This window comes from uncultured Plantibacter sp. (assembly GCF_963518075.1).
GTDB classification, from domain to species: domain Bacteria; phylum Actinomycetota; class Actinomycetes; order Actinomycetales; family Microbacteriaceae; genus Plantibacter; species Plantibacter flavus_A.
Map to the genome: position 1 here is coordinate 196,111 of NZ_CAUQHZ010000006.1, position 22,403 is coordinate 218,513.

General features: G+C 69.0%; 20 protein-coding genes. 14 read left to right on the plus strand and 6 right to left on the minus strand.

Annotation, left to right across the window (positions count from 1 at the left end):
- Positions 1 to 98: 98 nt before the first annotated feature.
- From RWN05_RS09765 to mshC, 3 genes are all read left to right on the plus strand, one after another.
- Positions 99 to 1,418, plus strand: coding sequence for a M20/M25/M40 family metallo-hydrolase (locus tag RWN05_RS09765; RefSeq protein ID WP_314139389.1), 1,320 nt, complete (start codon positions 99 to 101; stop codon positions 1,416 to 1,418).
- Positions 1,419 to 1,532: 114 nt separating this feature from the next.
- The gene (locus RWN05_RS09770; protein ID WP_071260226.1) at positions 1,533 to 2,357 is read left to right on the plus strand and encodes an undecaprenyl-diphosphate phosphatase; all 825 of its coding nucleotides are present in this window, start codon (positions 1,533 to 1,535) and stop codon (positions 2,355 to 2,357) included.
- Positions 2,354 to 3,592, plus strand: a complete 1,239-nt coding sequence (gene mshC, locus RWN05_RS09775) for a cysteine--1-D-myo-inosityl 2-amino-2-deoxy-alpha-D-glucopyranoside ligase (protein WP_314139390.1) — start codon at positions 2,354 to 2,356, stop codon at positions 3,590 to 3,592. The genes RWN05_RS09770 and mshC overlap by 4 nt, the downstream gene beginning before the upstream one ends.
- Positions 3,593 to 3,638: 46 nt before the next feature.
- Here mshC and RWN05_RS09780 read toward each other — a convergent pair whose 3' ends face one another.
- Positions 3,639 to 4,565 (minus strand): proteasome assembly chaperone family protein, encoded by a 927-nt coding sequence (locus RWN05_RS09780; RefSeq protein WP_191941123.1) that lies wholly within the window; start codon positions 4,563 to 4,565, stop codon positions 3,639 to 3,641.
- Between the two features lie 81 nt (positions 4,566 to 4,646).
- On the opposite strand from RWN05_RS09780, the gene RWN05_RS09785 reads away from it, so the two are divergent.
- The 9 genes from RWN05_RS09785 (at position 4,647) to lnt (ending at position 14,810) form a co-directional block, all read left to right on the plus strand.
- On the plus strand, positions 4,647 to 5,351 hold the full coding sequence (locus tag RWN05_RS09785) for an HAD family hydrolase (RefSeq protein WP_314139391.1): 705 nt from the start codon (positions 4,647 to 4,649) through the stop codon (positions 5,349 to 5,351).
- Complete coding sequence (locus RWN05_RS09790; RefSeq protein WP_314139392.1) at positions 5,348 to 6,412, plus strand: tRNA (adenine-N1)-methyltransferase; 1,065 nt, start codon at positions 5,348 to 5,350, stop codon at positions 6,410 to 6,412. The genes RWN05_RS09785 and RWN05_RS09790 overlap by 4 nt, the downstream gene beginning before the upstream one ends.
- 71 nt (positions 6,413 to 6,483) lie before the next feature.
- Positions 6,484 to 7,440, plus strand: a complete 957-nt coding sequence (locus RWN05_RS09795; RefSeq protein ID WP_314139393.1) for an FKBP-type peptidyl-prolyl cis-trans isomerase — start codon at positions 6,484 to 6,486, stop codon at positions 7,438 to 7,440.
- 78 nt (positions 7,441 to 7,518) lie between these two features.
- A complete protein-coding gene (locus tag RWN05_RS09800; RefSeq protein ID WP_314139394.1) occupies positions 7,519 to 8,559 on the plus strand; it encodes a WYL domain-containing protein in 1,041 nt (346 codons plus the stop codon).
- A complete protein-coding gene (locus RWN05_RS09805; protein WP_314139395.1) occupies positions 8,552 to 9,562 on the plus strand; it encodes a WYL domain-containing protein in 1,011 nt (336 codons plus the stop codon). Before RWN05_RS09800 ends, RWN05_RS09805 begins: the two co-directional genes overlap by 8 nt.
- Positions 9,563 to 9,643: 81 nt before the next feature.
- Entirely contained in the window at positions 9,644 to 9,913 is a 270-nt protein-coding gene (tatA, locus tag RWN05_RS09810; RefSeq protein ID WP_314139396.1) for a Sec-independent protein translocase subunit TatA, read from the plus strand.
- A gap of 138 nt (positions 9,914 to 10,051) precedes the next feature.
- On the plus strand, positions 10,052 to 10,813 hold the full coding sequence (tatC, locus tag RWN05_RS09815) for a twin-arginine translocase subunit TatC (RefSeq protein WP_071260381.1): 762 nt from the start codon (positions 10,052 to 10,054) through the stop codon (positions 10,811 to 10,813).
- Entirely contained in the window at positions 10,810 to 13,230 is a 2,421-nt protein-coding gene (locus RWN05_RS09820) for an RNA helicase (protein WP_121290603.1), read from the plus strand. Before tatC ends, RWN05_RS09820 begins: the two co-directional genes overlap by 4 nt.
- The gene (lnt, locus tag RWN05_RS09825; RefSeq protein ID WP_314139397.1) at positions 13,227 to 14,810 is read left to right on the plus strand and encodes an apolipoprotein N-acyltransferase; all 1,584 of its coding nucleotides are present in this window, start codon (positions 13,227 to 13,229) and stop codon (positions 14,808 to 14,810) included. Before RWN05_RS09820 ends, lnt begins: the two co-directional genes overlap by 4 nt.
- Positions 14,811 to 14,870: 60 nt before the next feature.
- On the opposite strand, the gene RWN05_RS09830 is transcribed toward lnt, so the two are convergent.
- From RWN05_RS09830 to RWN05_RS09845, 4 genes are all read right to left on the minus strand, one after another.
- The gene (locus tag RWN05_RS09830) at positions 14,871 to 15,233 is read right to left on the minus strand and encodes an RNA polymerase-binding protein RbpA (protein ID WP_064296965.1); all 363 of its coding nucleotides are present in this window, start codon (positions 15,231 to 15,233) and stop codon (positions 14,871 to 14,873) included.
- 127 nt (positions 15,234 to 15,360) lie between these two features.
- Entirely contained in the window at positions 15,361 to 16,140 is a 780-nt protein-coding gene (locus RWN05_RS09835; protein ID WP_314139398.1) for a glycerophosphodiester phosphodiesterase family protein, read from the minus strand.
- A 7-nt stretch (positions 16,141 to 16,147) separates the two neighbouring features.
- Positions 16,148 to 17,167 carry an SPFH domain-containing protein gene (locus RWN05_RS09840; RefSeq protein ID WP_079002546.1) on the minus strand — a complete coding sequence of 340 codons (1,020 nt, stop codon included), beginning with the start codon at positions 17,165 to 17,167 and terminating at the stop codon, positions 16,148 to 16,150.
- 2 nt (positions 17,168 to 17,169) lie between these two features.
- On the minus strand, positions 17,170 to 17,661 hold the full coding sequence (locus RWN05_RS09845) for an NfeD family protein (protein WP_079002547.1): 492 nt from the start codon (positions 17,659 to 17,661) through the stop codon (positions 17,170 to 17,172).
- Between the two features lie 194 nt (positions 17,662 to 17,855).
- On the opposite strand from RWN05_RS09845, the gene RWN05_RS09850 reads away from it, so the two are divergent.
- The gene (locus RWN05_RS09850; RefSeq protein ID WP_079002548.1) at positions 17,856 to 18,620 is read left to right on the plus strand and encodes an SDR family oxidoreductase; all 765 of its coding nucleotides are present in this window, start codon (positions 17,856 to 17,858) and stop codon (positions 18,618 to 18,620) included.
- 69 nt (positions 18,621 to 18,689) lie between these two features.
- Here RWN05_RS09850 and RWN05_RS09855 read toward each other — a convergent pair whose 3' ends face one another.
- The gene (locus RWN05_RS09855; protein WP_314139399.1) at positions 18,690 to 19,283 is read right to left on the minus strand and encodes a DUF308 domain-containing protein; all 594 of its coding nucleotides are present in this window, start codon (positions 19,281 to 19,283) and stop codon (positions 18,690 to 18,692) included.
- A 167-nt stretch (positions 19,284 to 19,450) separates the two neighbouring features.
- On the opposite strand from RWN05_RS09855, the gene RWN05_RS09860 reads away from it, so the two are divergent.
- A complete protein-coding gene (locus tag RWN05_RS09860) occupies positions 19,451 to 21,823 on the plus strand; it encodes an excinuclease ABC subunit UvrA (RefSeq protein WP_314139400.1) in 2,373 nt (790 codons plus the stop codon).
- Positions 21,824 to 22,403 lie beyond the last annotated feature (580 nt).

Below are 22,403 nucleotides of genomic sequence, written 5' to 3' on the forward strand. Positions count from 1 at the left end.
GTTCCGCCGGAGGATCTGCTCGACGCCCTCCGGCCGTGCGTCGACCGCGCGATCGGGGGAGAGGTGCAGCGGTCAGGGCCGACGGGTACCGTGGAGCCATGACCTCCGGCTTAGACGCATCCGACCTCACGCTCGACGAGACCACGCGGATCGCGCGGGACCTCATCCGCATGGACACGACGAACTACGGCGAGGGCCGCTCCAACGGCGAGACGGAGGCCGCCGAATACGTCGAGGCGTACCTCCGCGACCTCGGTCTGGAGCCGGAGCTGATCGACGCTGCTCCGGGCCGGACCAGCGTGGTCGCACGGGTCGCCGGCGCGAACCCCGAGAAGCCGGCGCTCGTCGTGCACGGGCACCTCGACGTGGTGCCCGCCGATCCTGCGAACTGGTCGGTGGACCCCTTCGGCGGCGAGATCAAGGACGGCCTGCTGTGGGGACGCGGGGCCGTCGACATGAAGAACATGGACGCGATGATCCTCGCGTCACTCCGCGAGATCCTCGGCAGCGGCCGTCGGCCGGAACGCGACCTCGTGATCGCGATGTTCTCGGACGAGGAGAACGGCGGCGTGTTCGGCTCCCACCACCTCGTGACCGAACGACCGGAGCTCTTCGCCGGCGCGACCGAGGCGATCAGCGAGGTCGGCGGGTACTCGATCACCTTCGGCGGACGCCGCTCCTACCTCCTCCAGACCTCGGAGAAGGCCCTCGTCTGGATCAAACTGGTCGCGACCGGACGGGCGGCCCACGGATCCCGCTACGTGCAGGACAACGCCGTCACCCGCCTCGCGGAAGCGGTGGCGGCCATCGGACGCACCGAGTGGCCCGTCCGACTCACCGACACCACCGAGCAGCTGCTCCGTGAGATCGCCTCCATCCTCGGCACCACGCCCGAACGGCTCGGCCCGGACGAGCTCGCCCTCGCGACGGGTACGGCCTCCGGCTTCATCCAGGCCTCGCTCCGCACGACGAGCAACCCGACCCTGCTGCAGGCCGGATACAAGCACAACGTGATCCCCGATCGCGCCGAGGCGCTCGTCGACATCCGCACCCTGCCCGGCGAGGAGGACGCCGTGCTCGCGCGCGTCGCGGAGATCGTCGGTGAGGACATCGAGATCGTCGTCATGCACCGCGACATCGGCCTCGAGACACCGTTCTCGGGTCCGCTCGTCGACGCGGTCGTCGAGACCCTCGGGCGCCATGACCCCGGCGCCCCGGTGCTCCCGTACATGCTCTCCGGCGGTACCGACAACAAGGCGCTCTCGCTCCTCGGCATCACCGGGTACGGCTTCGCTCCGCTGCGCCTGCCGGAACACCTGGACTTCCCCGCGATGTTCCACGGAGTCGACGAGCGCGTGCCGCTCGACGCGCTAGGGTTTGGCAAGCAGGTCCTCACGGACCTCCTCCTCGACTACTGACTTCCCACGGTCCGTCTCCGCGCCCTCCGCGCCGCGAGACGCTCCAGGAGCCGCCCCGCCGACGACTGCCGGATCCGGCCGAACACCAGCCATCCGGCTGCAGAAAGGTGCCCTGTGGACCTCATCAACGCCATCATCCTCGGACTCGTCCAGGGACTCACCGAGTTCCTCCCGATCTCGTCGAGCGCACACCTGCGCATCCTCGGCGAGTTCCTCCCCGGAGCGAAGGACCCTGGCGCGGCGTTCACGGCGATCACCCAGATCGGTACCGAGGCCGCCGTCGTGGTGTTCTTCTGGCGCGACATCGTCCGCATCATCTCGTCCTGGTGCAAAGCCCTCGTCGGCAAGATCCCGAGGGATGACGCCGACGCCCGCATGGGGTGGCTGATCATCATCGGCAGCCTCCCCATCGTCGTGCTCGGCCTGTTGTTCCAGGACGAGATCGAGACGACCTTCCGGTCGCTGTGGATCGTCGCGATCATGCTCATCGTGTTCGGCATCCTGCTCGGTGTCGCCGACGCGGTCGGTGCGAAGAAGCGACGTCTGAAGAGCCTGACCTACCGCGACGGCGCGATCTTCGGAGGCGCCCAGGCCCTCGCTCTCATCCCCGGCGTCTCCCGCTCCGGCGGCACGATCACCGCCGGACTGTTCATGGGCTACGAGCGCCGTGCTGCGGCGCGGTACGCCTTCCTGCTCGCGATCCCCGCGGTGTTCGGCAGCGGCTTCTACCAGGTCTTCAAGAGCATCGGCGAGCCGAGCCCGTACGGACCGGTCGAGACGCTCGTCGCCACCGTCATCGCGTTCGTCGTCGGCCTCGCGGTCATCGCCTTCTTCATGAGCTACATCTCGAAGCGCAGCTTCCTGCCCTTCGTCGTCTACCGCATCGTGCTCGGCGTCGTCCTGCTGGTGCTGCTCGGCACGGGTGTGATCAACGCGTGAGGGCCTGGTCCGCCCCGGTCGTCCCGAAGCTGCCCGGCTCCGGCGCGGCCCCGTGTCTCTGGGACACCCCGAGCGCCGGGCTCATCGAAGCCTCCGCCGAACGTACGGCGCGGTTGTACGTCTGCGGCATCACGCCGTACGACGCGACCCACCTCGGCCACGCGTCGAGCTACCTCGCCTACGACACCCTGCAGCGCGTCTGGCTGGACGCCGGCTACGAGGTGCACTACGCCCAGAACGTCACCGATGTGGACGACCCGCTGCTCGAGCGGGCCACCGCGACCGGCGTCGACTGGGTCGAACTCGCAGCGAGCCAGGTCGAACTCTTCCGGAGCGACATGGAGCGCCTCAGCATCCTTCCCCCCGAGGATTACGTCGCGGTCACCGAGGTCATCGGGCCGATCGCCGACGCCGTGGCGCTGCTCGTCGAACGCGGGGTCGCCTACACGGTCGACACCCCGGACAGTGCCGCCGGGGACGACGTCTACTTCGACGTGCGCGCCGCGGCCGACGACGTCTGGCACCTCGGCGCGGAGAGCGGGCTCGACGAGGCGACGATGGCCGCGTTCTTCGCCGAGCGCGGGGGAGACCCCGACCGCGCCGGGAAACGCGACGCCTTCGATCCACTGCTCTGGCGGGCGGCGCGCGACGGCGAGCCGAGCTGGGAGTCGCCCGTCGGCCGAGGGCGTCCCGGTTGGCACATCGAGTGCTCGGTCATCGCCCTCCAGCATCTCGGATCGGACTTCACGGTCCAGGGCGGCGGCTCCGACCTCGTCTTCCCACACCACGATCTGAGTGCCGGGCACGCCGCAGCACTGTCCGGCCGCCCGCTCGCCAAGGTGTTCAGCCACGCCGGCATGGTCGCCTACGAGGGCACGAAGATGTCCAAGTCCCTCGGCAACCTCGTCCTCGTGTCACGCCTGGCCGCCGACGGAGCAGACCCCTCGGCCATCCGACTCGCGATCCTCGCGAACCACTACCGCAGCGACTGGGAGTGGCACGACGAGCACCTCGTCCTGGCCGATCGCCGGCTCAGGACCTGGCGTTCGGCCTTCGCGACGGATGCCGCGAGTGGAGCGTCCGCCGTCGAGCTGCTGCAGGCGATGCGGGTCCGACTGGCCGACGACCTCGACACCCCGGGTGCCATCGCACTCGTCGACGCCGCAGCGACGACCGGCGTCGACGACGCCGACCTCGCGCGGTCGGCCGTCGACGCGCTCCTCGGCGTGCGCTGAGCAGGACGGCGGCTCACCGGAGTCACCCCACCGCGATGGGACCGGGCTACTCGCGGTCCTTCCGCCAGGGCTCGTCGCCCTTGCCCTCGTCCCGACGGAGGTACCGCTCGAACTCCTTGGCGATGGCCTCGCCGCTCGCCTCGGGCGACTCGACGGTGTCGCGCGCCTGCTCCAGCTGCTGGATGTAGGCGGCCATGTCCTCGTCTTCGGCGGCGAGCGTGTCGATCCCGCTCTGCCACTCACCGGACTCCTCGACGAGGGCTCCGCGGGGGATGACGACGTCGATGAGTTCCTCGAGCTTGTCGATCAGCGCCAACACGGCTTTCGGGGAGGGCGCGCTGTGCACGTAGTGGGGGACCGAGGCCCAGACCGACAGACTCTGGACGCCCTGCCGCTCGGCGGCGTCGGCCAGCACGCTGAGGATGCCGACCGGTCCTTCGTAGGTGCTGCGTTCGAGCTGCAGCGCCTGCCGCAGCTCAGCGTTCTCGCTCGAGGCGAAGACCGAGATCGGTCGCGTGTGCGGGACGTCGGCGAGCATCGCACCGAGCATCACCATGCCGGTGATGCGCTGCTCGGTGATCACGGCGAGGATCTCGTCGACGAACGCCTTCCATCCGCGCGACGGCTCGGCACCGAGCAGCACGTAGACGTTGTCACCGCCGCCCTCGCTGACGCGGAGCGCGGCGTCCTCCGCCAGGGGGGTCGCGGGCTTCGCCGCCTCGGGGTCGGGCCCCGAGATCGTGGTACCGGGCCAGGTCAGGGACCGTTTGCCGTCCTCGTCGACGCCGACCGTCGGCCGGTTGAACTGGTAGTCGTAGTAGGGCTCCGGGTCGATCTCGAGCAGCGGGCGGAGGGCGAGCGATTCGCGAAGCACGCGCACCGCGCCGCTCGCCGCCTCGCCGGCGTCGTTCCATCCCTCGAACGCCACGACGAGCAGGCGACCGCCCAGCGGCTCCTTGGTGTCTTCCGTCACGTCTCACTCCTCGGTGCACGGGGACCTTCCGCGACCATCCATCCAGGATAGGCGCTTCAGCACCCGGTAGCATGGCCCCCTGTGACCACTCTCCTCCCTGCCGCAGTCCTCTGGGACATGGACGGCACCGTCGTCGACACCGAGCCCTACTGGATGGAGGCCGAGACCGAGCTGGTCGCGGCCCACGGCGGCGCCTGGACCCATGAGGACGGCCTCCTGCTCGTCGGGAATGGCCTCTGGGACTCCGCCGCCGTCCTCCAGGGCCGCGGCGTCGCGCTGGACGCGGACACGATCGTCACCCATCTCACGGACCACGTCCGGCGCCTCATCCAGGAACGCGGCGTCCCGTTCCGTCCCGGTGCCCAGGAGCTGCTCCGCGAGCTCCGGGAGGCCGGCGTGCCGACCGCGCTCGTCACCATGTCGATCCGGTCCATGGCCGAGGACATCGCAGGCGGCATCCCGTTCGACGCGTTCGACCTCATCGTCGCCGGCGACGAGGTCGAGCAGCCCAAGCCCCATCCCGACCCCTACCTCAGAGCCGCAGCGGCACTCGGCGTCGACCCGTGCGAGTGCATCGCGATCGAGGACTCCGCCACCGGTCTCGCGTCCGCGCTGGCGGCGGGGACCATCGCCGTGTCCGTCCCGCACATCGTGCCGATCCCCGAGGGCCCGCACCACACCACCTGGGACACCCTCGCCGGGCGCTCCGTCGCCGATCTCGCCGAGCTGCGCTCGACCGCCAGCGGCACCACCCACCACCCCGAGACAGAGGCAGCACAGCGATGAGCGCGAACCACCAGCCGGCGAACAGCGGCCCCTTCCGCGAGGGCGACCGCGTGCAGCTGACCGGACCGAAGGGGCGGAAGAACACCATCACGCTGGAGGCCGGCAAGGTCTTCCACACGCACCGCGGGATGATCGAGCACACCTCGATCATCGGTCTGCCGGACGGCAGCGTCGTCGCCAACACCGAGGGCATCGAGCACCTCGCGCTCCGGCCGCTGCTGGTCGACTTCGTGATGTCGATGCCTCGCGGTGCCGCCATCATCTACCCGAAGGACGCGGCCGAGATCATCGGACAGGCGGACATCTTCCCCGGCGCGACGGTCGTCGAGGCCGGTGTCGGTTCCGGCGCGCTCTCCCTCTGGCTCCTCCGGGCCATCGGGCCGTCGGGCAGACTGGCCTCCTTCGAGCGTCGGGACGAGTTCGCCGACGTCGCGCGAGGCAACGTCGCGACCTTCTTCGGTTACGACCCGCAGAACTGGTCGGTCACGGTCGGCGACCTCCAGGAGACCCTGCCCGAGACGATGCCCGCCGAGTCCGTCGACCGCGTGGTGCTCGACATGCTCGCACCGTGGGAGTGCCTCGACGCCGTGTGGGAGGCGCTGAAGCCCGGCGGAGTGATCCTCTGCTACGTCGCCACGGTCACCCAGCTGTCGCGCGTCGCCGAGGCGATCCGAGGGACGGGCGGCTTCACGAACCCGCAGTCGAACGAGACGATGATGCGCGGGTGGCACGTCGAGGGGCTCGCTGTTCGACCGGACCACCGGATGATCGGGCACACGGGCTTCCTCATCACCGCACGGAAACTCGCGCCCGGCACGGTCCTGCCCGAGCTCAAGCGACGCGCCTCGAAGAGCGACTTCAGCGCCGAGGACGTCGAGCTGTGGACGCCGGGCGCCCTCGGGGAACGTTCCGCGAGTGCGAAGATCCTGCGGAAGCGCGCCAGGAGCGCCGGGGCGAGCGCCGAGCTCTCCCGGGCACGGGGCCTCGACGGTGACAGCGCGGGGCCGGACGAGTCGATCGAACCGTCCGCCGCTGAGCCGGCTCTCGGCGACGATCGTTGACCCCGGTTCACGTCGACTAAACTGTGCGACGGCGACCTGCCGTCCCACCCGTACCACCGAAACGAGGATCCGTGCGCACTGCACCAGCTCTCATCGCCGCAGCAGGCCTCCTGCTCGTCTCCCTCACCGGGTGCACCGCGCCGGGGTCGGCGTCCTGCGACACCGCGGCGTCCGCCGGCGACGCGACGAAGCTCATCAGCGTGTCCGGTGACTTCGGATCCACCCCGAAGGTGGACCTCCCGACGCCGCTGTACACGAAGACGACGGAGCGCCAGGTCGTCATCCAGGGCGACGGTCAGCAGGTCTCGGCCCAAGGCACCGTCAACCTCAACCTGATGCTCCTCAACGGACGCACCGGAGACGTCCTGCAGCAGACGGACTTCAACGGGCCCGCGAGCACCCTCATCGCCCTGTCCGGGAGCCTCCCCGGCTTCGCGAAGGCGTTCGCCTGCACGACGGTCGGATCCCGTGTCGTCGCGGCGATCTCACCCGAGGACGCCTTCGGCCCGAGCGGTGGCAGCGAGGCGAACGGCATCAAGAAGGACGACGCGATCATCCTCGTCGCCGACATCCAGGGTGCGGCGCTGCCCAAGGCCGACGGCGCCGAGCGCCCGATCCCGTCGGGGTTCCCGTCCGTCGTGACCGCTCCGAGCGGCCAGCCCGGTATCACCATCCCGGCGGCCCCCGCCCCGACCGAGACGAAGCACACCCTGTCCCGCGTCGGCGACGGTGCCACGGTCAAGGCCGGCGACCAGGTCATCGTCAACTACACCGGTGTGCTGTGGGATCAGAAGAGCGTCTTCGACAGCAGCTGGGAGAAGGGTCAGCCCCTCGTCTTCCAGGCCGACGGCGGTCAGATGATCAAGGCCTTCAACGACGCGGTCGTCGGCCAGCAGGTCGGCTCGCAGATCATCCTCGTGGTGGCGCCGAAGGACGGCTACGGCGAGCAGGGGTCGGGCAGCGTCCCGGCCGGCGCGACGCTCGTGTTCGTCATCGACGTGCTCGGCACCCAGCGCGCGGCACAGTAACTGACACGCCTCGGAGACGGCCCGTCCAACGCCCGCGTCGCGGGTGGGGGACGGGCCGTCCGTCGGTAGACTGGACCGGTGTCCTCAGCCAGCGAGTCCCCGAAGCCGGTCCCGGTGGAGGAGCGACTCTTCAGCCTCGTGCTCGCGCTCCTCGCCACGCAGACCGGCCTGACGAAGAACGAGATCCTGTCGACCGTCCAGGGGTACCGCCAGCAGTATTCGAGTGGCGGCGGCAACGCCAGCCTCGAGCGACAGTTCGAGCGCGACAAGGACAACATCCGCGAACTCGGCGTCCCGCTCGAGACGATCGAACAGCCGGGTGAACCCGGCAACAACCAGTCGATGCGCTATCGGATCCCGAAGGGCGCCTACGAGCTTCCCACCGACGTCCGGTTCACCCCGGCGGAGCTGTCACTGCTGTCGCTCGCCGCCACGGTGTGGCGTGAGGGGTCGCTCTCCGGCCAGTCGCAGCGCGCGATGACGAAGTTGCGGTCGCTCGGCATCGAGCCCGACGAACCGATCATCGGATACGCGCCGAGACTCCGCACCCGGGAGGCCTCGTTCGAACCGCTCGACGCGGCGCTCGAACGTCGGTCCGTGGTCGCCTTCCCCTACCTGAAGCCCGGCGAGGCGCGGCCACGCGTCCGCACCGTCGCACCGTTGGCTCTCGTCCAGCACGAGGGTCGTTGGCACCTCTACGCCACCGACCGGACGGTGGACGAGCCCCGGACGTTCCTCCTGTCGCGGATCGCCGGTCCGGTCAAGCCGACGGGGGCGTCGTTCCCCGCCGAGGACCGCGACCACGCCGCCGACGCGATCGACGGCCTGCGCCGCGTGTCCTCGTCGCAGCGTGCCCTCGTCCGTGTCCGGCCCGGGACCGACGCCGCGGCCCGCCTCGGCAACCGCTACGGCGTCAGCGACACGGAGCGCACGGAACTCACCATCCCGTACCTCGACCACCACATCCTCGCCGACGAGCTCGCCGGCTTCGGCCCGGAGGTCGTCGTCCTCGACCCTCCGGCACTCGTCGAGGCCGTGGCGTCCAGACTCGAGCTGGTCGTCGCCCGCCACCGCGCGACCGACGACGCACCCCACCCCGAGGAGGCCGCCCGTGGCTAAGCGACCGGCGGCGCCCCGCGCCCAGGACAAGCTGATCTTCCTCCTCTCGCTCGTGCCGTACCTCATCGACCGCGAGCGGGTGACGGTCGACGAGGCCGCGCGGCATTTCGGCCTGTCCCCGCGCCAGATCCGCGAAGCGGTCGAGCTCCTGACGGTGTCCGGCGTGCCGGGCGACACCCGGCAGTACCTCGCCGGCGACCTCTTCGACATCGACTGGGGCAGCTTCGAGGAGGACGACGAGATCGTCCTCACGCACCGGGTCGCGCTCGACGACAGTCCTCGCTTCTCAGCCCGCGAGGCCTCGGCCCTCATCGCCGGTCTGCAGTCGCTCCAGCGCCTCCCCGAGTTCGTCGACAGCGACGTCATCGGGGGCGTGATGGCGAAACTCGCCCGCGGGGCGTCGTCGGCTCCGGGCCAGCTCGCGGTCACCGAGTCCTACTCCGCGCACGCGGTGGGCATCATCCGGTCGGCTCTGGCCGCCGGCCACAGCGTCGCGTTCGACTACGTCGATGCGAGCGGGGCGACCGAGGCGAGACTGGTGGACCCACTGCGTCTCGAATCCCAGGACCAGGACTGGTACCTCTACGGGTGGTGCCACCTGCGCGAGGCGACGCGTCGCTTCCGCCTCGATCGGATGACCGAGCTGCGCGAGACCGATGCCGAGGTCGTGTTCCGCGAAGCGGACGTCGTCGTCCCGACCGCGTTGTTCGAGCCGAGCGACTCCGACCGCAACGTCACCGTGCTCGTCCGACGCTCGGTCCTCCCGCTCATCGACGACTACGTGGTCGCCGTCGACAGCGCGCCAGGCGGCTCCGCAGCCCGCGAGGACGCCGATGTCGAGGTGACCGCGACCCTGCGCCTGGCGCACCATCACGGCCTCAAACGACTGGTCGCCGCGCACCCCGGGCTCATCACGGTGCTCGGGCCGGCGGATGCCCGCGACGCGGTCGCCGATTGGGCGGCCGCCGGTCTCGCGCAGTACCGCACGACATCCGGGAGCTGACTCCCGAGACTCCCGGCGGTCGAACGGGAGATGCAGGGTAGAGTGAGTGGACCTCGACCTCGAAGATCAGGAACGAAGACTATGTTCGGCAATGCATTCACCGGGTGGCACCTCGTCATCATCCTCCTCATCGTCCTGCTGCTGTTCGGAGCACCGAAGCTCCCGGGTCTCGCCCGCAGCGTCGGTCAGTCGATGCGGATCTTCAAGAGCGAGGTCAAGAGCATGCGCGACGACGAGCCCGCCTCGCCCGACGCGACGGGCACGGTTCCGCCCGCGACTGCGGCACCCGCCGACCAGACCCCGGCCGCGACGGCCCCGCAGAAGCCGACCGACCCGCCGGTCAAGCCGTAACCCTGAGGACCACCCGAGCCCGATGACGCCAGCACCTGGCCCCCGACGAGCGCGCCTCGAACACGCTGCTCAGGAACGGACGATGTCGCCGTGGCCCTGACCGAGAAGCGTCCCAAGAAACAGAACCGCGAAGGGCGGATGTCGCTCGGCGAGCACCTCGTCGAGTTGCGGAAGCGTCTGTTCTACTCCGCCATCGGCATCATCGTCGGCATGGTCGCGGGCTTCATCGCCTCCGAGTGGATCATCGAGGCGATGAGCGCCCCCATCCTCGTCATCGCCGACGATCGCGGGCAGGCGTTCCTGAACTTCACCAACGTCACGAGCGCGTTCGACCTGCGGATGAAGATCGCTCTCACCGCCGGCGTGGTCCTGTCCAGCCCGGTATGGCTCTACCAGATCTGGGCCTTCCTCGTGCCCGGCCTGACGCGCAAGGAGCTGAAATACGCGATCGGCTTCTTCGCGACCGCGGTGCCGTTGTTCCTGGCGGGTTGCTACGCGGGCTGGTTCGTGTTGCCGCACATCGTCGAGCTCATGCTCGGCTTCACCCCGACGGCGGCGGCCAACTTCCTCGACGCCACCACCTACTACGACTTCGTCCTGAAGCTGGTGCTCGCGGTCGGTGTCGCCTTCGTCCTGCCCGTGTTCCTCGTCCTGTTGAACTTCGTCGGTGTGCTCTCCGCAGCGGCGATCATCAAGGCGTGGCGGGTCGCGATCCTCGTCATCGTGCTCTTCACGGCCATCGCCACGCCCGCCGCCGACATCGTGTCGATGTTCGTCCTCGCGATCCCGATGGTCCTGTTGTACTTCGCGGCGTACGGCGTCGCCGTCCTCCACGACCGCAGTGCGGCCAAGCGGCAGCGACGCATCGACGCCGAACTCGGTAGCGCGGGGCTCGCATGAGCGACACCGCTTCGCCTGCCGAGCGGTATCGGGCAGCGGCGGTCCGGAACGCGACACCGAGGCTCCAGGAGTTCCGCGCGAGGCAGCGTTTCGATCTCGACGCGTTCCAACTCGAGGCGTGCGAGCGGATCGAGAACGGCAGCAGCGTCCTCGTCGCCGCACCGACGGGGGCCGGTAAGACCATCGTCGCCGAGTTCGCGATCGCCCTCGCCATGCACGGCGACCGCGGCAAGGTCTTCTACACCACGCCGATGAAGGCGCTCAGCAACCAGAAGTTCCAGGAACTCACCGCCGAGTACGGGTCCGAGCACGTCGGCCTGCTCACGGGCGACACGAACGTGAACGGCAACGCCCGCATCGTCGTCATGACGACCGAGGTCCTCCGCAACATGCTGTACGCGGACTCCGACGCGCTGACCGATCTCGCCTTCGTCATCATGGACGAGGTGCACTACCTGGCGGACCGGTTCCGCGGAGCGGTGTGGGAGGAGGTCATCATCCACCTCCCGCAGGCCGTCCGGATGGTGTCGCTGAGCGCGACCGTGTCGAACGCTGAGGAGTTCGGCGACTGGCTGCAGGCCGTCCGCGGTGACACCGCCGTGATCGTGTCCGAGGATCGCCCGGTGCCGCTCACCCAGCACGTGCTGATGCGGAACAAGCTCATCGACCTGTTCGCCGCGCCGAGCCTCGCCGACACCCACCAGGTCAACCCGGAGCTCGTCCGTATGGCGCAGTTCGGTGGCCGTGCACCGAACAGTCGTCAGTACAAGGACATCAGCCGCTACAACCAGCGCCGAGCCCCGCATCGGGCCGAGAAGCTCGACCGCGGGCATTTCGTCCAGATGCTCGACGACCACCTCCTGCTCCCGGCGATCTTCTTCGTCTTCAGCCGCGTCGGGTGCGACCAGGCGGTGAAGCAGGTCCTCCGTTCCGGCATCAGGCTGACCGAGGCGCACGAACGCGACGAGATCCGTCAGATCGTCGACGAGCACTGTCGGACCCTGCTCGACGAGGACCTCGCCGTCCTCGGCTACTGGGAGTGGCTCGATGGTCTGGAGCGGGGCGTCGCCGCCCACCACGCCGGTCTCCTGCCGGCGTTCAAGGAGGTCGTCGAGGAGCTCTTCCGGCGGAAGCTCGTGAAGGTCGTCTTCGCGACCGAGACCCTCGCGCTCGGCATCAACATGCCGGCCAGGACGGTCGTCCTCGAGAAGCTCGAGAAGTTCAACGGTGAGGCACGCGTCCCGATCACCCCGGGGGAGTACACCCAGATCACCGGGCGCGCCGGACGCCGTGGCATCGACGTCGAGGGCCACGCCGTGATCCAGTGGACCGAGGGGCTGCACCCGCAGTCCGTCGCCTCGCTGGCCTCCCGACGCACCTACCCGCTCAACTCCAGCTTCCGCCCGACCTACAACATGGCGGTCAACCTGATCGACCAGTTCGGCCGTCAACGCACCCGGCAGATCCTCGAGTCGTCCTTCGCACAGTTCCAGGCGGACCGGGCCGTCGTCGGGATCGCCCGGAAGGTGCGCGAGCAGGAGTCCTCGCTCGCCGGCTACGAGAAGTCCATGTCGTGCCACCTCGGGAACTTCGTCGAGTACGCGGGAATCCGGCGCGAGCTCACGGACCTCGAACGCAAAGGCGAGCCGAACGGCTCGCGCGCGTCGAAGGACCGTCGCCAACGCAAGCTCGCCGAACTCCGCAAGCGCATGCGGGCTCACGCCTGCCACGTCTGCCCGCATCGCGAGGACCACGCTCGCTGGGCGGAACGATGGTTCAAGCTCAAGAAGCAGACCGACCAGCTGCGACAGCAGATCCAGACGCGGACGGGCGCGGTCGCACGCGTGTTCGACCGGGTCGTCGACGTGCTGCTCGAGTACGAGTACCTGGCCCGCGACGAGCACGGCGCGGTCGTCGTCGCGGCTCCCGGACGCACCTTGAAGCGCATCTACGGAGAACGGGACCTCCTCGTGGCGGAATGCCTGCGCACCGGTGCGTGGAACGACCTCGACGCCGCATCCCTCGCCGCGATGGCCGCCGCGATCGTGTACGAACCACGGCGCGAGGAGCAGAACACCCCGGAACGCTTCCTGCCCCGCGGCCCGTTCCGGTCCGCACTCGAACGGACGCAGGACCTCTGGAGTCGGCTCGACGACAGCGAACGGGAGCACCGCCTCCCGGGGAGCAACCCGATCTCGACCGGACTCTCGCTCGCCATGCACCAGTGGGCCAAGGGCGCGAACCTCGACACGGTGCTCATCGAGGCGGAACTCGCCGCCGGGGACTTCGTGCGGTGGTGCAAGCAGACCATCGACCTGCTCGATCAGCTCCGCGTCGTCGACGGACCGGTGGGCCGTCATTCGCGCGAGGCGCTCGACTCGATCCGACGCGGCATCGTCGCGTACAGCTCGCTGTGAGGTCCCCGCACCGTCGGAGCCGCCGGCTCCGACCGATCGACGCGCTGGTCGATCGTCGTCCACCGCTCCCGCTCTGGCTCGCGGCCGTCGTGGCCATCGCCGCCGGGCCGGTCCTCGACGCCGGCTTCCCGGACCGCGGGGTCTGGCCCCTGACGTTCGTCGGCATCGCCCTCGTCCTCCTCACCCTCATGGGACGCAGCGTCGGCGGTGCGCTCCTGATCGGCTTCCTGGCGGGGGAGTCGTTCTACCTGATCCACATCGAGTGGGCGACCGCCTACCTGGGTCCCGTCCCCTGGGCGGCGCTGTCGACACTCGAGGCCATCTTCTTCGCGCTCGGAGCCGTGCTCATCACCCTGGCGTACCGCTGGGTACCGCGCGCCTTCCCAGGCGTCGGGGGACGGGTCTGGTTGACCGCCACGGTGGTCGCCGCCCTGTGGACCGCGCGCGAGACGCTCGTGAGCACCTGGCCCTACGGCGGATTCCCGTGGGCGAGGATGGCGCTCAGCCAGTCCGAGAGCCCGTTCGCCCCGCTCGTCGCCTGGGTCGGGTTCTCGGGGCTGTCGTTCCTCATGGTGCTGCTCGTGGCACTCGCCCTGCAGCTCGCCGCGACCGCGGAGCTCCCGACGGTCAGCCGGGTCGGGACCGCGGTCCTCGCGGTCCTCGCGGTGCTCGTGGTGCCGGCATGGCCGACGGCGACGACCGGGAGCATGCGGGTGGCTGCCATCCAGGGCAACGGCCCTGCCGGCTACTTCGACGCCGCAGCACCCGGCACCGTCATGCAGACCCAGATCGACGAGACGCTGCAGGTGCTCGATGCGGACGTCGACGTCGTGGTCTGGCCCGAGGGCAGCGCAGACCTCGACCCGCAGCGGGTTCCCCAATCGGCTGCGGCCCTCGACGCGTTGAGCCGCCGCATGGACGCACCGTTCGTCGTCGGTGCGATCTCTCAGCGCGGCGATCGCTACTACAACTCGTCGCTCCTCTGGGACGCCTCGGACGGCGTCCGCGACGTCTACGACAAGAAGCACCCGGTCCCGTTCGGCGAATACGTCCCGGACCGGAAGTTCTGGGAGCCGTTCGCACCCGACCTCATCGGCCTCATCCAGCGCGAGTACACCCCTGGCACGAAGGACAACGTCTTCGACATCGGCGGGGTGCTCGCAGGGATCAGCATCTGCTTCGACATCGCCGACGACCGGCTCACCCGAGACGCGGTGGCGGGTGGCGCGCGCATCGTGTTCGCCCAGACCAACAACGCGGACTTCGGGCAGACGGACGAGAATCAACAGCAGCTGGCCATCGCTCGACTCCGGGCGATCGAGTCGGCACGATCGGTCGTGAACATCTCGACCGTGGGGACCAGTCAGATCATCGGCCCAGACGGATCGACGATCGACAGCATCCCGGCCTTCCGCCCCGGGTCGATGGTCTCCGAGGTGCCGCTCGCGGACACGGTCACGCCGTCGATGGCCTTCGGTCACCAGGTCGAGATGTTCATCGGTGGCATGGGACTCGCCTCGCTGGTCCTCGCCGGGTTCGCGGCCAGGCCCAGGCGCGTCTCGAACCGTCCCCGGACATGACGATCGGCTGATCCGATATCGGATCAGCCGATCGAGGGGAGGCCTGTCAGGGGCTCGGTGTCACGCGCTCTTCTGCTGGCCGCGCCGGGCCCGGAGATATGAGAGGCGCTCTTCGAGCAGTTCCTCGAGCTCATCGCGCGAGCGGCGCTCGAGCAGCATGTCCCAGTGGCTGCGGGGCGTCTTCACGTCACCGCGGTCGACGACGACGGGCTTCGAGTCGACGAGGAGGACGGCCTCCGCACCGCAGTGCCGACACTCCCACAGTTCGGGGACTTCCGCATCGGCGGCGAAGGTCATGGTGGTCTCGCGCTCACAACTCTGACACCGGTAGATGTGGTTGCTCCGCGCCGAGAATATGACGCCCTCTTCCGTTTGTAGACTCTGGGCGCCCAGGCGCATTCCGCGCAAACTGCGATCTGCCATTGTGTGGTCTCCTCTCGCTCGGCATCCACAGTTATAAACCCACAAGCTGGGTAAACTGTTCCGTTCACCCATCTAGCTATCAGCTCATGCCCAGCTGGAGCCACGCCGGATGCGGAGAGCTGAGCCGTCAGCGTGAGCGGACCACGTCGAGCGCGAGATCACAGCGGTCGGTGACGAGGCCGTCGACGCCGAGATCCAGCAGGCGTCGCATGTCGGCGGGGTCGTTGACCGTCCACACGTGCACCTCGACGCCGAGGGCGTGCATCTGTGCGAGGAGGCGCTTCGTCACGACGGGCACGCCGCGGAACCGTTCGGGCACCTGGAGCGCCTGGACACCGGCGAGCGACCGACGGAGCGCTCCGCGGAGCCCGAGGGCGGCTGCGGGGAGGACGCGGAGCAGGATCCCGGCCGACGCGGATGATGCCACGGAGTCGGCACCGGCCTCCAGCCCCACGGCCCGCACGATCGCGGAACGTCTGCCTTCGTCGAAGGAGGTGACGAGCACCCGATCGGCCGCACCGGCGCCGATGATCGCGGCAGCTGCCGGAGCAGCCGCTGCAGCGGCCTTGATGTCGAGGTTGAAGCGCGCCCCGGGGAACTCGGCCAGCGCCTCCGACAACGTCGGCATGCGGTCGCCGCCGAGGTCGATCCGCTGGAGATCCGCGAGTTCGAGGTCGGCGATCGGTCTCGGATCGCCGGTGATGCGGCGCAGAAACGGGTCGTGGAAGAGGACGGCGTGTCCGTCGCGCGTGCAGTGCGCGTCGGTCTCGACGTACTCGGCGCCAGCAGCCAGGGCGCGGCGGAAGGACGACAGCGTGTTCTCGGGGGCCCCCGGCCCGGCCAGCCCTCGATGGGCGAGGACCCGAGGGCGGGCCGGACGGAAGTAGGGGAGGACCGCTGTCGTCACCGCGTGCTCAGCCCTCGGGCTGGACGGGCGCCGTCGGCGCCGGTGGCGTCTGGGGCGACGCGGCCGGCGCCGTGGTGAAGGAGGGCGTCTGCGCGGCTGCGGCCGCCGCCCGTGCCGTGGCCGCAGGGTCGCGGGTGTTGCCCGGCCCGAAGGCGGAGCCGATGCCCTTGAGCGCCTCGGTCAGTTCGCTCGGGATGACCCAGAGCTTGTTCGCCTGGCCTTCCGCGAGCTTCGGGAGCATCTGCAGGTACTGGTAGCCCAGGAGCTTCTCGTCGGGGTCACCGTCGTGGATGGCCTTGAACACCGTCTGGATGGCGGACGCCTCACCCTGAGCACGGAGCACAGCCGCCTGGGCATCACCCTCGGCGCGGAGGATCTCGGCCTGCCGCGCACCCTCGGCGGTCAGGATCGCCGACTGCTTGGTGCCCTCGGCGGTGAGGATGAGCGCTCGACGGTCACGCTCGGCCCGCATCTGCTTCTCCATGGAGTCCTGGATGGAGAGCGGCGGGTCGATCGCCTTGAGCTCGACGCGTCCGACGCGGATGCCCCACTTGCCGGTCGCCTCGTCGAGCACGATGCGGAGCTTGCTGTTGATCTCGTCGCGGCTCGTCAGCGCCTCCTCGAGGTTCAGCCCACCGACGACGTTTCGAAGCGTCGTCGTGGTCAGCTGCTCGACGGCCCCCAGGTAGTTCGCGATCTCGTAGGTCGCGGCACGGGCGTCGGTCACCTGGAAGTAGACGACCGTGTCGATCGAGACGACGAGGTTGTCCTCGGTGATCACCGGCTGCGGCGGGAAGGAGACGACCTGCTCTCGGAGATCGATGAGCGGCCGGAGCCGGTCGATGAACGGGATGAGCAGGTTCAACCCGGGCATGAGGGTCTTGTGGTACTTGCCGAGCCGCTCGACCACGCCGGCGCTCGCCTGCGGGATGATGCGGATGGATCGGAACAGCACCACCAGCACGAAGACCACGACGATGGCCGCGATCACCCAGCCGATGATCGCTCCTGATGAGATGTCGTTCACGACTACTCCTTCTGCTCGCCCAGCGGTGCCGGGTGGGTCGGGACGGGGACGACGACGGCGGTGGCACCGTCGACGACGGACAGGACGATGCGCGTGCCGGGCTCGAGCGACGACGCGGGGGAGTCGTGCGGGGTCCTGGCGGTCCAGACCTCGCCGTTGCCGAGCTTGACCTGGCCAGCGTGCGGGGTCACCGTCGCGAGGACGATCCCCGGCATGCCGAGGAGTGCGTCGACGTTGCTCCTCGCCGGGTCCGCGCCGCGTTGCAGCGCTCGGAGCAGCGGCGGCCTGACGGCCAACAGGAGGAGGAGGGCGGCAGCGGCCGCGATGAGCAGCTGGAGCCACCATGGAGCGCCGAGGAGGCCGGAGAGCAGCCCGACGGTGCCACCGAGCGCGAGCATGAGGAAGGTGAACTCGAGTGACAGGATCTCGATGATGACGAACACGAGGATGAGGACCAACCAGGCGATCCAGGCGTACTCGGTGATGACGTCCATGGTGCGGATTCCTCCCGGATCGGCTCTCGCGTCTGCCGCCTCGCAGTCCGGGGGAGCGCGAGACGGTGCGCCGGTCGGGTTCAACGCTATCAGCTGGGCGGAGCGCCGAACCGGATCCGTCTCCCGGTTCTTGGTAAGGTCGTTGGCTGGAACCAGCCGCCGATGAGCGGCCCCAGATCTGAAGGAGCCCTCACGTGACGAACCCCCTGGCCGCCGGATCACTCTCCGGGAAGAACGTCCTCGTGACGGGCTCCTCCCGCGGCATCGGTGCCGACACCATCCGGTACTTCGCCGGTGCCGGCGCCAACGTCGTGATCAACTACCGGAACAAGGAGGCTCGCGCCGTCAAGCTCGCCGACGAGGTGCGAGCCCTCGGTGTGCAGGCCGTGGTGGTCGGAGCCGACCTCACCGACCCCGCGTCGGTCGCCGCGATGTTCGCGACGACGAAGGCCGAACTCGGCGACCTCGACGTCCTGGTGCTGAACGCCTCCGGTGGGATGGAGAGCGGCATGGCCGAGGACTACGCCATGCAGCTCAACCGCGACGCACAGGTGAGCGTCGTCGAACACGCCCTCCCGCTGCTCCGCCCCGGCTCGCGGATCGTGTTCGTCACGAGCCACCAGGCGCACTTCATCCGGACCACGCCGACGATGCCCGAGTACGTGCCGGTCGCGACCTCCAAGCGCGCGGGCGAGGACGCACTCCGGGCCAAGCAGGACCAGTTCGATGCCGCCGGTGTCGAGTTCGTGGTCGTCTCGGGCGACATGATCGAGGGGACCATCACCGCGACGCTCCTCGAACGTGCCAACCCCGGTGCGATCAGCTCCCGCAAGGAGTCGGCCGGTCGCCTCTACAACGTGGGCGAGTTCGCGGCCGAGGTCGCCTCGGCCGCCGTGGACCCGATCCCCGAGGACCACACCCGCTACGTGGGGGACACGAGCGACTTCATCGCCGAGTAGGCGACGATCCCGACGCGACGAACGCCCGGTCCTCGAGGGGCCGGGCGTTCGTCGTCCTGCCAAGCGGGGTCAGCCGGCGAGACCGGCCCGCTTCACCTGCTTGCCGAACGTGATCGCCTGGATGATCTCGACGACGCCGGCCGCGATGAGGAAGAACGCGGTGACGAGCAGGAGGGTCACGGCGGCGAGCAGCGGGTTCGCGAGGACGAACACGCCGGCGACGACGCTGATGACGCCGTAGAGGACGGTGATCCACCGCGACACGTCCGGTGCCGAGTCGAACAGCGAAGCCACGCCCTCGACGATCCAGGAGACACCGATCACGAAGACGAGTGCGCCGATGCCGAGCAGCGGATCGATGAAGATGTAGACGCCGGCGGCCAGCAACAGCACTCCGAACACGATCGTGAGGACCCGCCAGAGTCCGCCGTGCTCCCGGGCGACGACGCCACGAGTGATGCGGGCGATCCCGGCGATCAGGAAGTAGACGGCGAAGATCCACGCGACGGCGACCAGCGAGGCCTTCGGCGCGACCAGCAGGAAGACACCCAAGAGGATCGTGAGGATCCCTCCGACGGCGAAGGCCGATCGGACACCGGAGATCTGGCTCGCGGTCAGCTTGGCGGAGTTCAGCGTGTAGGTGGTGGTGGACGGTTCGGACATGGTCGGCTCCTGACGGTGTACAGTGCAGCGCTCCCGAGCAGACGGGGTGCGTTCCACCAGTGTGACGCATCCACACAGCTGTTTCACAGCATGACCTTCCATGTCGCGCGGATCCAGTGTCGATCGAGGCGAGACGCCGGCCGATGACGACGGATACGCTGATCGCCATGACCGAGACGCCGATGCACACCAGGGCCGCTGACAGCCACGACGTCATCCGGGTCAGGGGTGCCCGCGAGCACAATCTGCGCGACGTCGATGTCGACCTCCCCAAGCGCCGCCTCACCGTGTTCACGGGCGTGTCCGGCTCGGGGAAGAGCTCCCTCGTCTTCGGGACGATCGCCGCCGAGTCACAGCGGATGATCAACGAGACCTACAGTGCCTTCGTCCAGGGCTTCATGCCGTCGCAGGCGCGGCCCGACGTCGACGTGCTCGAGGGACTCACCACGGCGATCATCGTGGACCAGGAGCGGATGGGCGCGAACTCGCGTTCGACGGTGGGCACGGCGACCGACGCGAACACCATGCTGCGCATCCTCTTCAGTCGGATCGGAGACCCGTCCATCGGCTCTCCACAGGCCTTCTCCTTCAACGTCGCCTCGATCAGCGGCGCCGGAGCGGTGACCGTCGAGCGCGGGGGCCAGAGCACGAAGGAGCGGCGGAGCTTCTCGATCACCGGCGGCATGTGCCCGCGGTGCGAGGGGATGGGGACGGTGAACGACATCGACCGTTCCCAGCTCTACGACGCCACGAAGTCGCTCAACCAGGGCGCGCTCACGATCCCCGGCTACACACCCGACGGCTGGGGTGTGCGGATCTTCACCGGATCCGGATTCCTCGACGCGGACAAGCCCATCCAGGACTACACGGAGCGGGAACTCCACGACTTCCTCCACAAGGAGCCGGTGAAGGTCAAGGTCGGCGACATCAACATGACCTACGAGGGCCTGATCCCGAAGGTGCAGAAGTCGTTCCTCTCGAAGGACCGTGAGGCGATGCAGCCGCACATCCGCGCATTCGTCGACCGCGCCGTCACCTTCACCACGTGTCCGGCGTGTGAGGGGACCCGCCTGAGCGAGGGCGCACGGAGTTCGCGCATCGCCGGTCGGAACATCGCCGAACTGTGCGCGATGCAGATCAGCGACCTCGCGGCGTGGACCCGGGCGCTCGACGAACCGTCGGTGCGCCCACTCCTGACGGTCCTCCAGGAGACGCTCGACTCCTTCGTCGCCATCGGGCTGGGGTACCTGTCACTCGACCGCACGACGGGCACCCTCTCCGGTGGGGAGGCGCAGCGCACGAAGATGATCCGCCACCTGGGGTCGTCGCTCACCGACGTGACCTACGTGTTCGACGAGCCGACCGTCGGACTGCACCCGCATGACATCCAGCGGATGAACGAACTGCTCCTGCGGCTCCGCGACAAGGGGAACACCGTCCTCGTCGTGGAACACAAGCCGGAGACGATCACGATCGCCGACCACGTCGTCGACCTCGGTCCCGGAGCCGGGACCGGCGGGGGACAGGTGACGTTCCAGGGGACGGTGGACGGCCTCCGAGCGAGCGACACGCTCACCGGACGCCACTTCGACGACCGCGCCACGCTCAAGCCGGTGTTGCGTCGACCGACCGGTGTCATCGAGATCCGTGGCGCCGACCGGCACAACCTGCAGGGCGTCGACGTCGACGTGCCGCTCGGCGTCCTCGTGGTCGTCACGGGTGTCGCCGGCTCGGGCAAGAGTTCGCTCATCCACGGCTCGGTCGCCGGGCGTCCCGGTGTGGTGACGGTCGATCAGAGCCCGATCCGCGGCTCGCGTCGCAGTAACCCGGCGACGTACACGGGTCTGCTCGAGCCCATCCGCAAGGCGTTCGCGAAGGCCAACGGGGTCAAGCCGGCGCTGTTCAGCTCGAACTCGGCGGGAGCCTGCCCGAACTGCAACGGCGCAGGTGTCGTCTTCACCGATCTCGGCGTCATGGCGAGCGTCTCGACCGTCTGCGAGGTGTGCGAGGGCCGCCGGTTCGATGCTTCCGTTCTGGAATATCAGTTGGGGGAGCGGGACATCAGCGAGGTGCTCGCGATGTCGGTGACGGAGGCCGAGGCCTTCTTCGCCGACGGGCCGGCCCGGACGCCCGCCGCGCACCTCATCCTGGCGAGACTCGTGGACGTCGGGCTCGGTTACGTCAGCCTCGGACAGCCGTTGACGACCCTGTCAGGAGGCGAACGACAGCGACTCAAACTGGCGACGCAGATGGCCGACTCGGGCGAGGTCTACATCCTGGACGAGCCGACGACAGGCCTGCACCTCGCTGACGTGGAGAACCTGCTCGGACTCCTGGACCGACTGGTGGACTCCGGCAAGTCGGTCATCGTCATCGAGCATCATCAGGCGGTCATGGCGCATGCGGACTGGATCGTCGACCTCGGACCCGGCGCAGGTCACGACGGCGGACATCTGGTGTTCACCGGGACGCCCGCAGCGCTCGTCGCCGATCGCTCGACGCTGACCGGAGAACATCTCGCTCGGTACATCGGCTCCTGACGCGCCCCGGTCATCGTCGCGATCCTCGGCTCGGAAATGCATGCCGACGTGACCCGATCCGGCCCCGCTCGCGGCGGGCTGGAAAGAGCCGATAATGCGCATTATGTCAATTCAGCTTCATCCGGCATGCCAAGCCGCCCGTTCCGGAGGTCCTGCCCCAGGGTCGTCACCGCGTGGATCCGATCGTGCAGGTGCGACTCGGCGAAGATGCTGTCGACGTGCATATCCACCGCGGGGGCGATAGTTGAAAGCGCCGGACATCACGCGATCCGACAGCCCGACGACGATGCACCCGTACACCTCGAGCTCACGCGGGCAGGGCGGGTCCGGCAGGTGGACTGTCCCGCCTGCTCCCCCATGATCGCCCGGCCGTCCACAGGACGGCGGAGTGCTCGATGAGAACCACCGGCGCTCCACACTCCGAGCTGCGCGCAACAATCGATCGGAACAGAAATCGCCTCTGATCTGGTCCGAATTCATAGAGTGCGTGCGCTAGAGTAGGCGCTCTAGGAATATGGGAGCAGACATGCCGAGGATCGTCGACCCACAGCGGTTCACCGCGCGCCAGACCGCGATCCTC

Coding starts and splice junctions, on each gene's coding strand:
- RWN05_RS09765 (WP_314139389.1), top strand. CDS start 99: ATGACCTCCGGCTTAGACGCATCCGACCTCACGCTCGACGAGACCACG.
- RWN05_RS09790 (WP_314139392.1), top strand. CDS start 5,348: ATGAGCGCGAACCACCAGCCGGCGAACAGCGGCCCCTTCCGCGAGGGC.
- tatA (WP_314139396.1), top strand. CDS start 9,644: ATGTTCGGCAATGCATTCACCGGGTGGCACCTCGTCATCATCCTCCTC.
- tatC (WP_071260381.1), top strand. CDS start 10,052: ATGTCGCTCGGCGAGCACCTCGTCGAGTTGCGGAAGCGTCTGTTCTAC.
- RWN05_RS09820 (WP_121290603.1), top strand. CDS start 10,810: ATGAGCGACACCGCTTCGCCTGCCGAGCGGTATCGGGCAGCGGCGGTC.
- RWN05_RS09830 (WP_064296965.1), bottom strand. CDS start 15,233: ATGGCAGATCGCAGTTTGCGCGGAATGCGCCTGGGCGCCCAGAGTCTA.
- RWN05_RS09845 (WP_079002547.1), bottom strand. CDS start 17,661: ATGGACGTCATCACCGAGTACGCCTGGATCGCCTGGTTGGTCCTCATC.
- RWN05_RS09855 (WP_314139399.1), bottom strand. CDS start 19,283: ATGTCCGAACCGTCCACCACCACCTACACGCTGAACTCCGCCAAGCTG.
- RWN05_RS09860 (WP_314139400.1), top strand. CDS start 19,451: ATGACCGAGACGCCGATGCACACCAGGGCCGCTGACAGCCACGACGTC.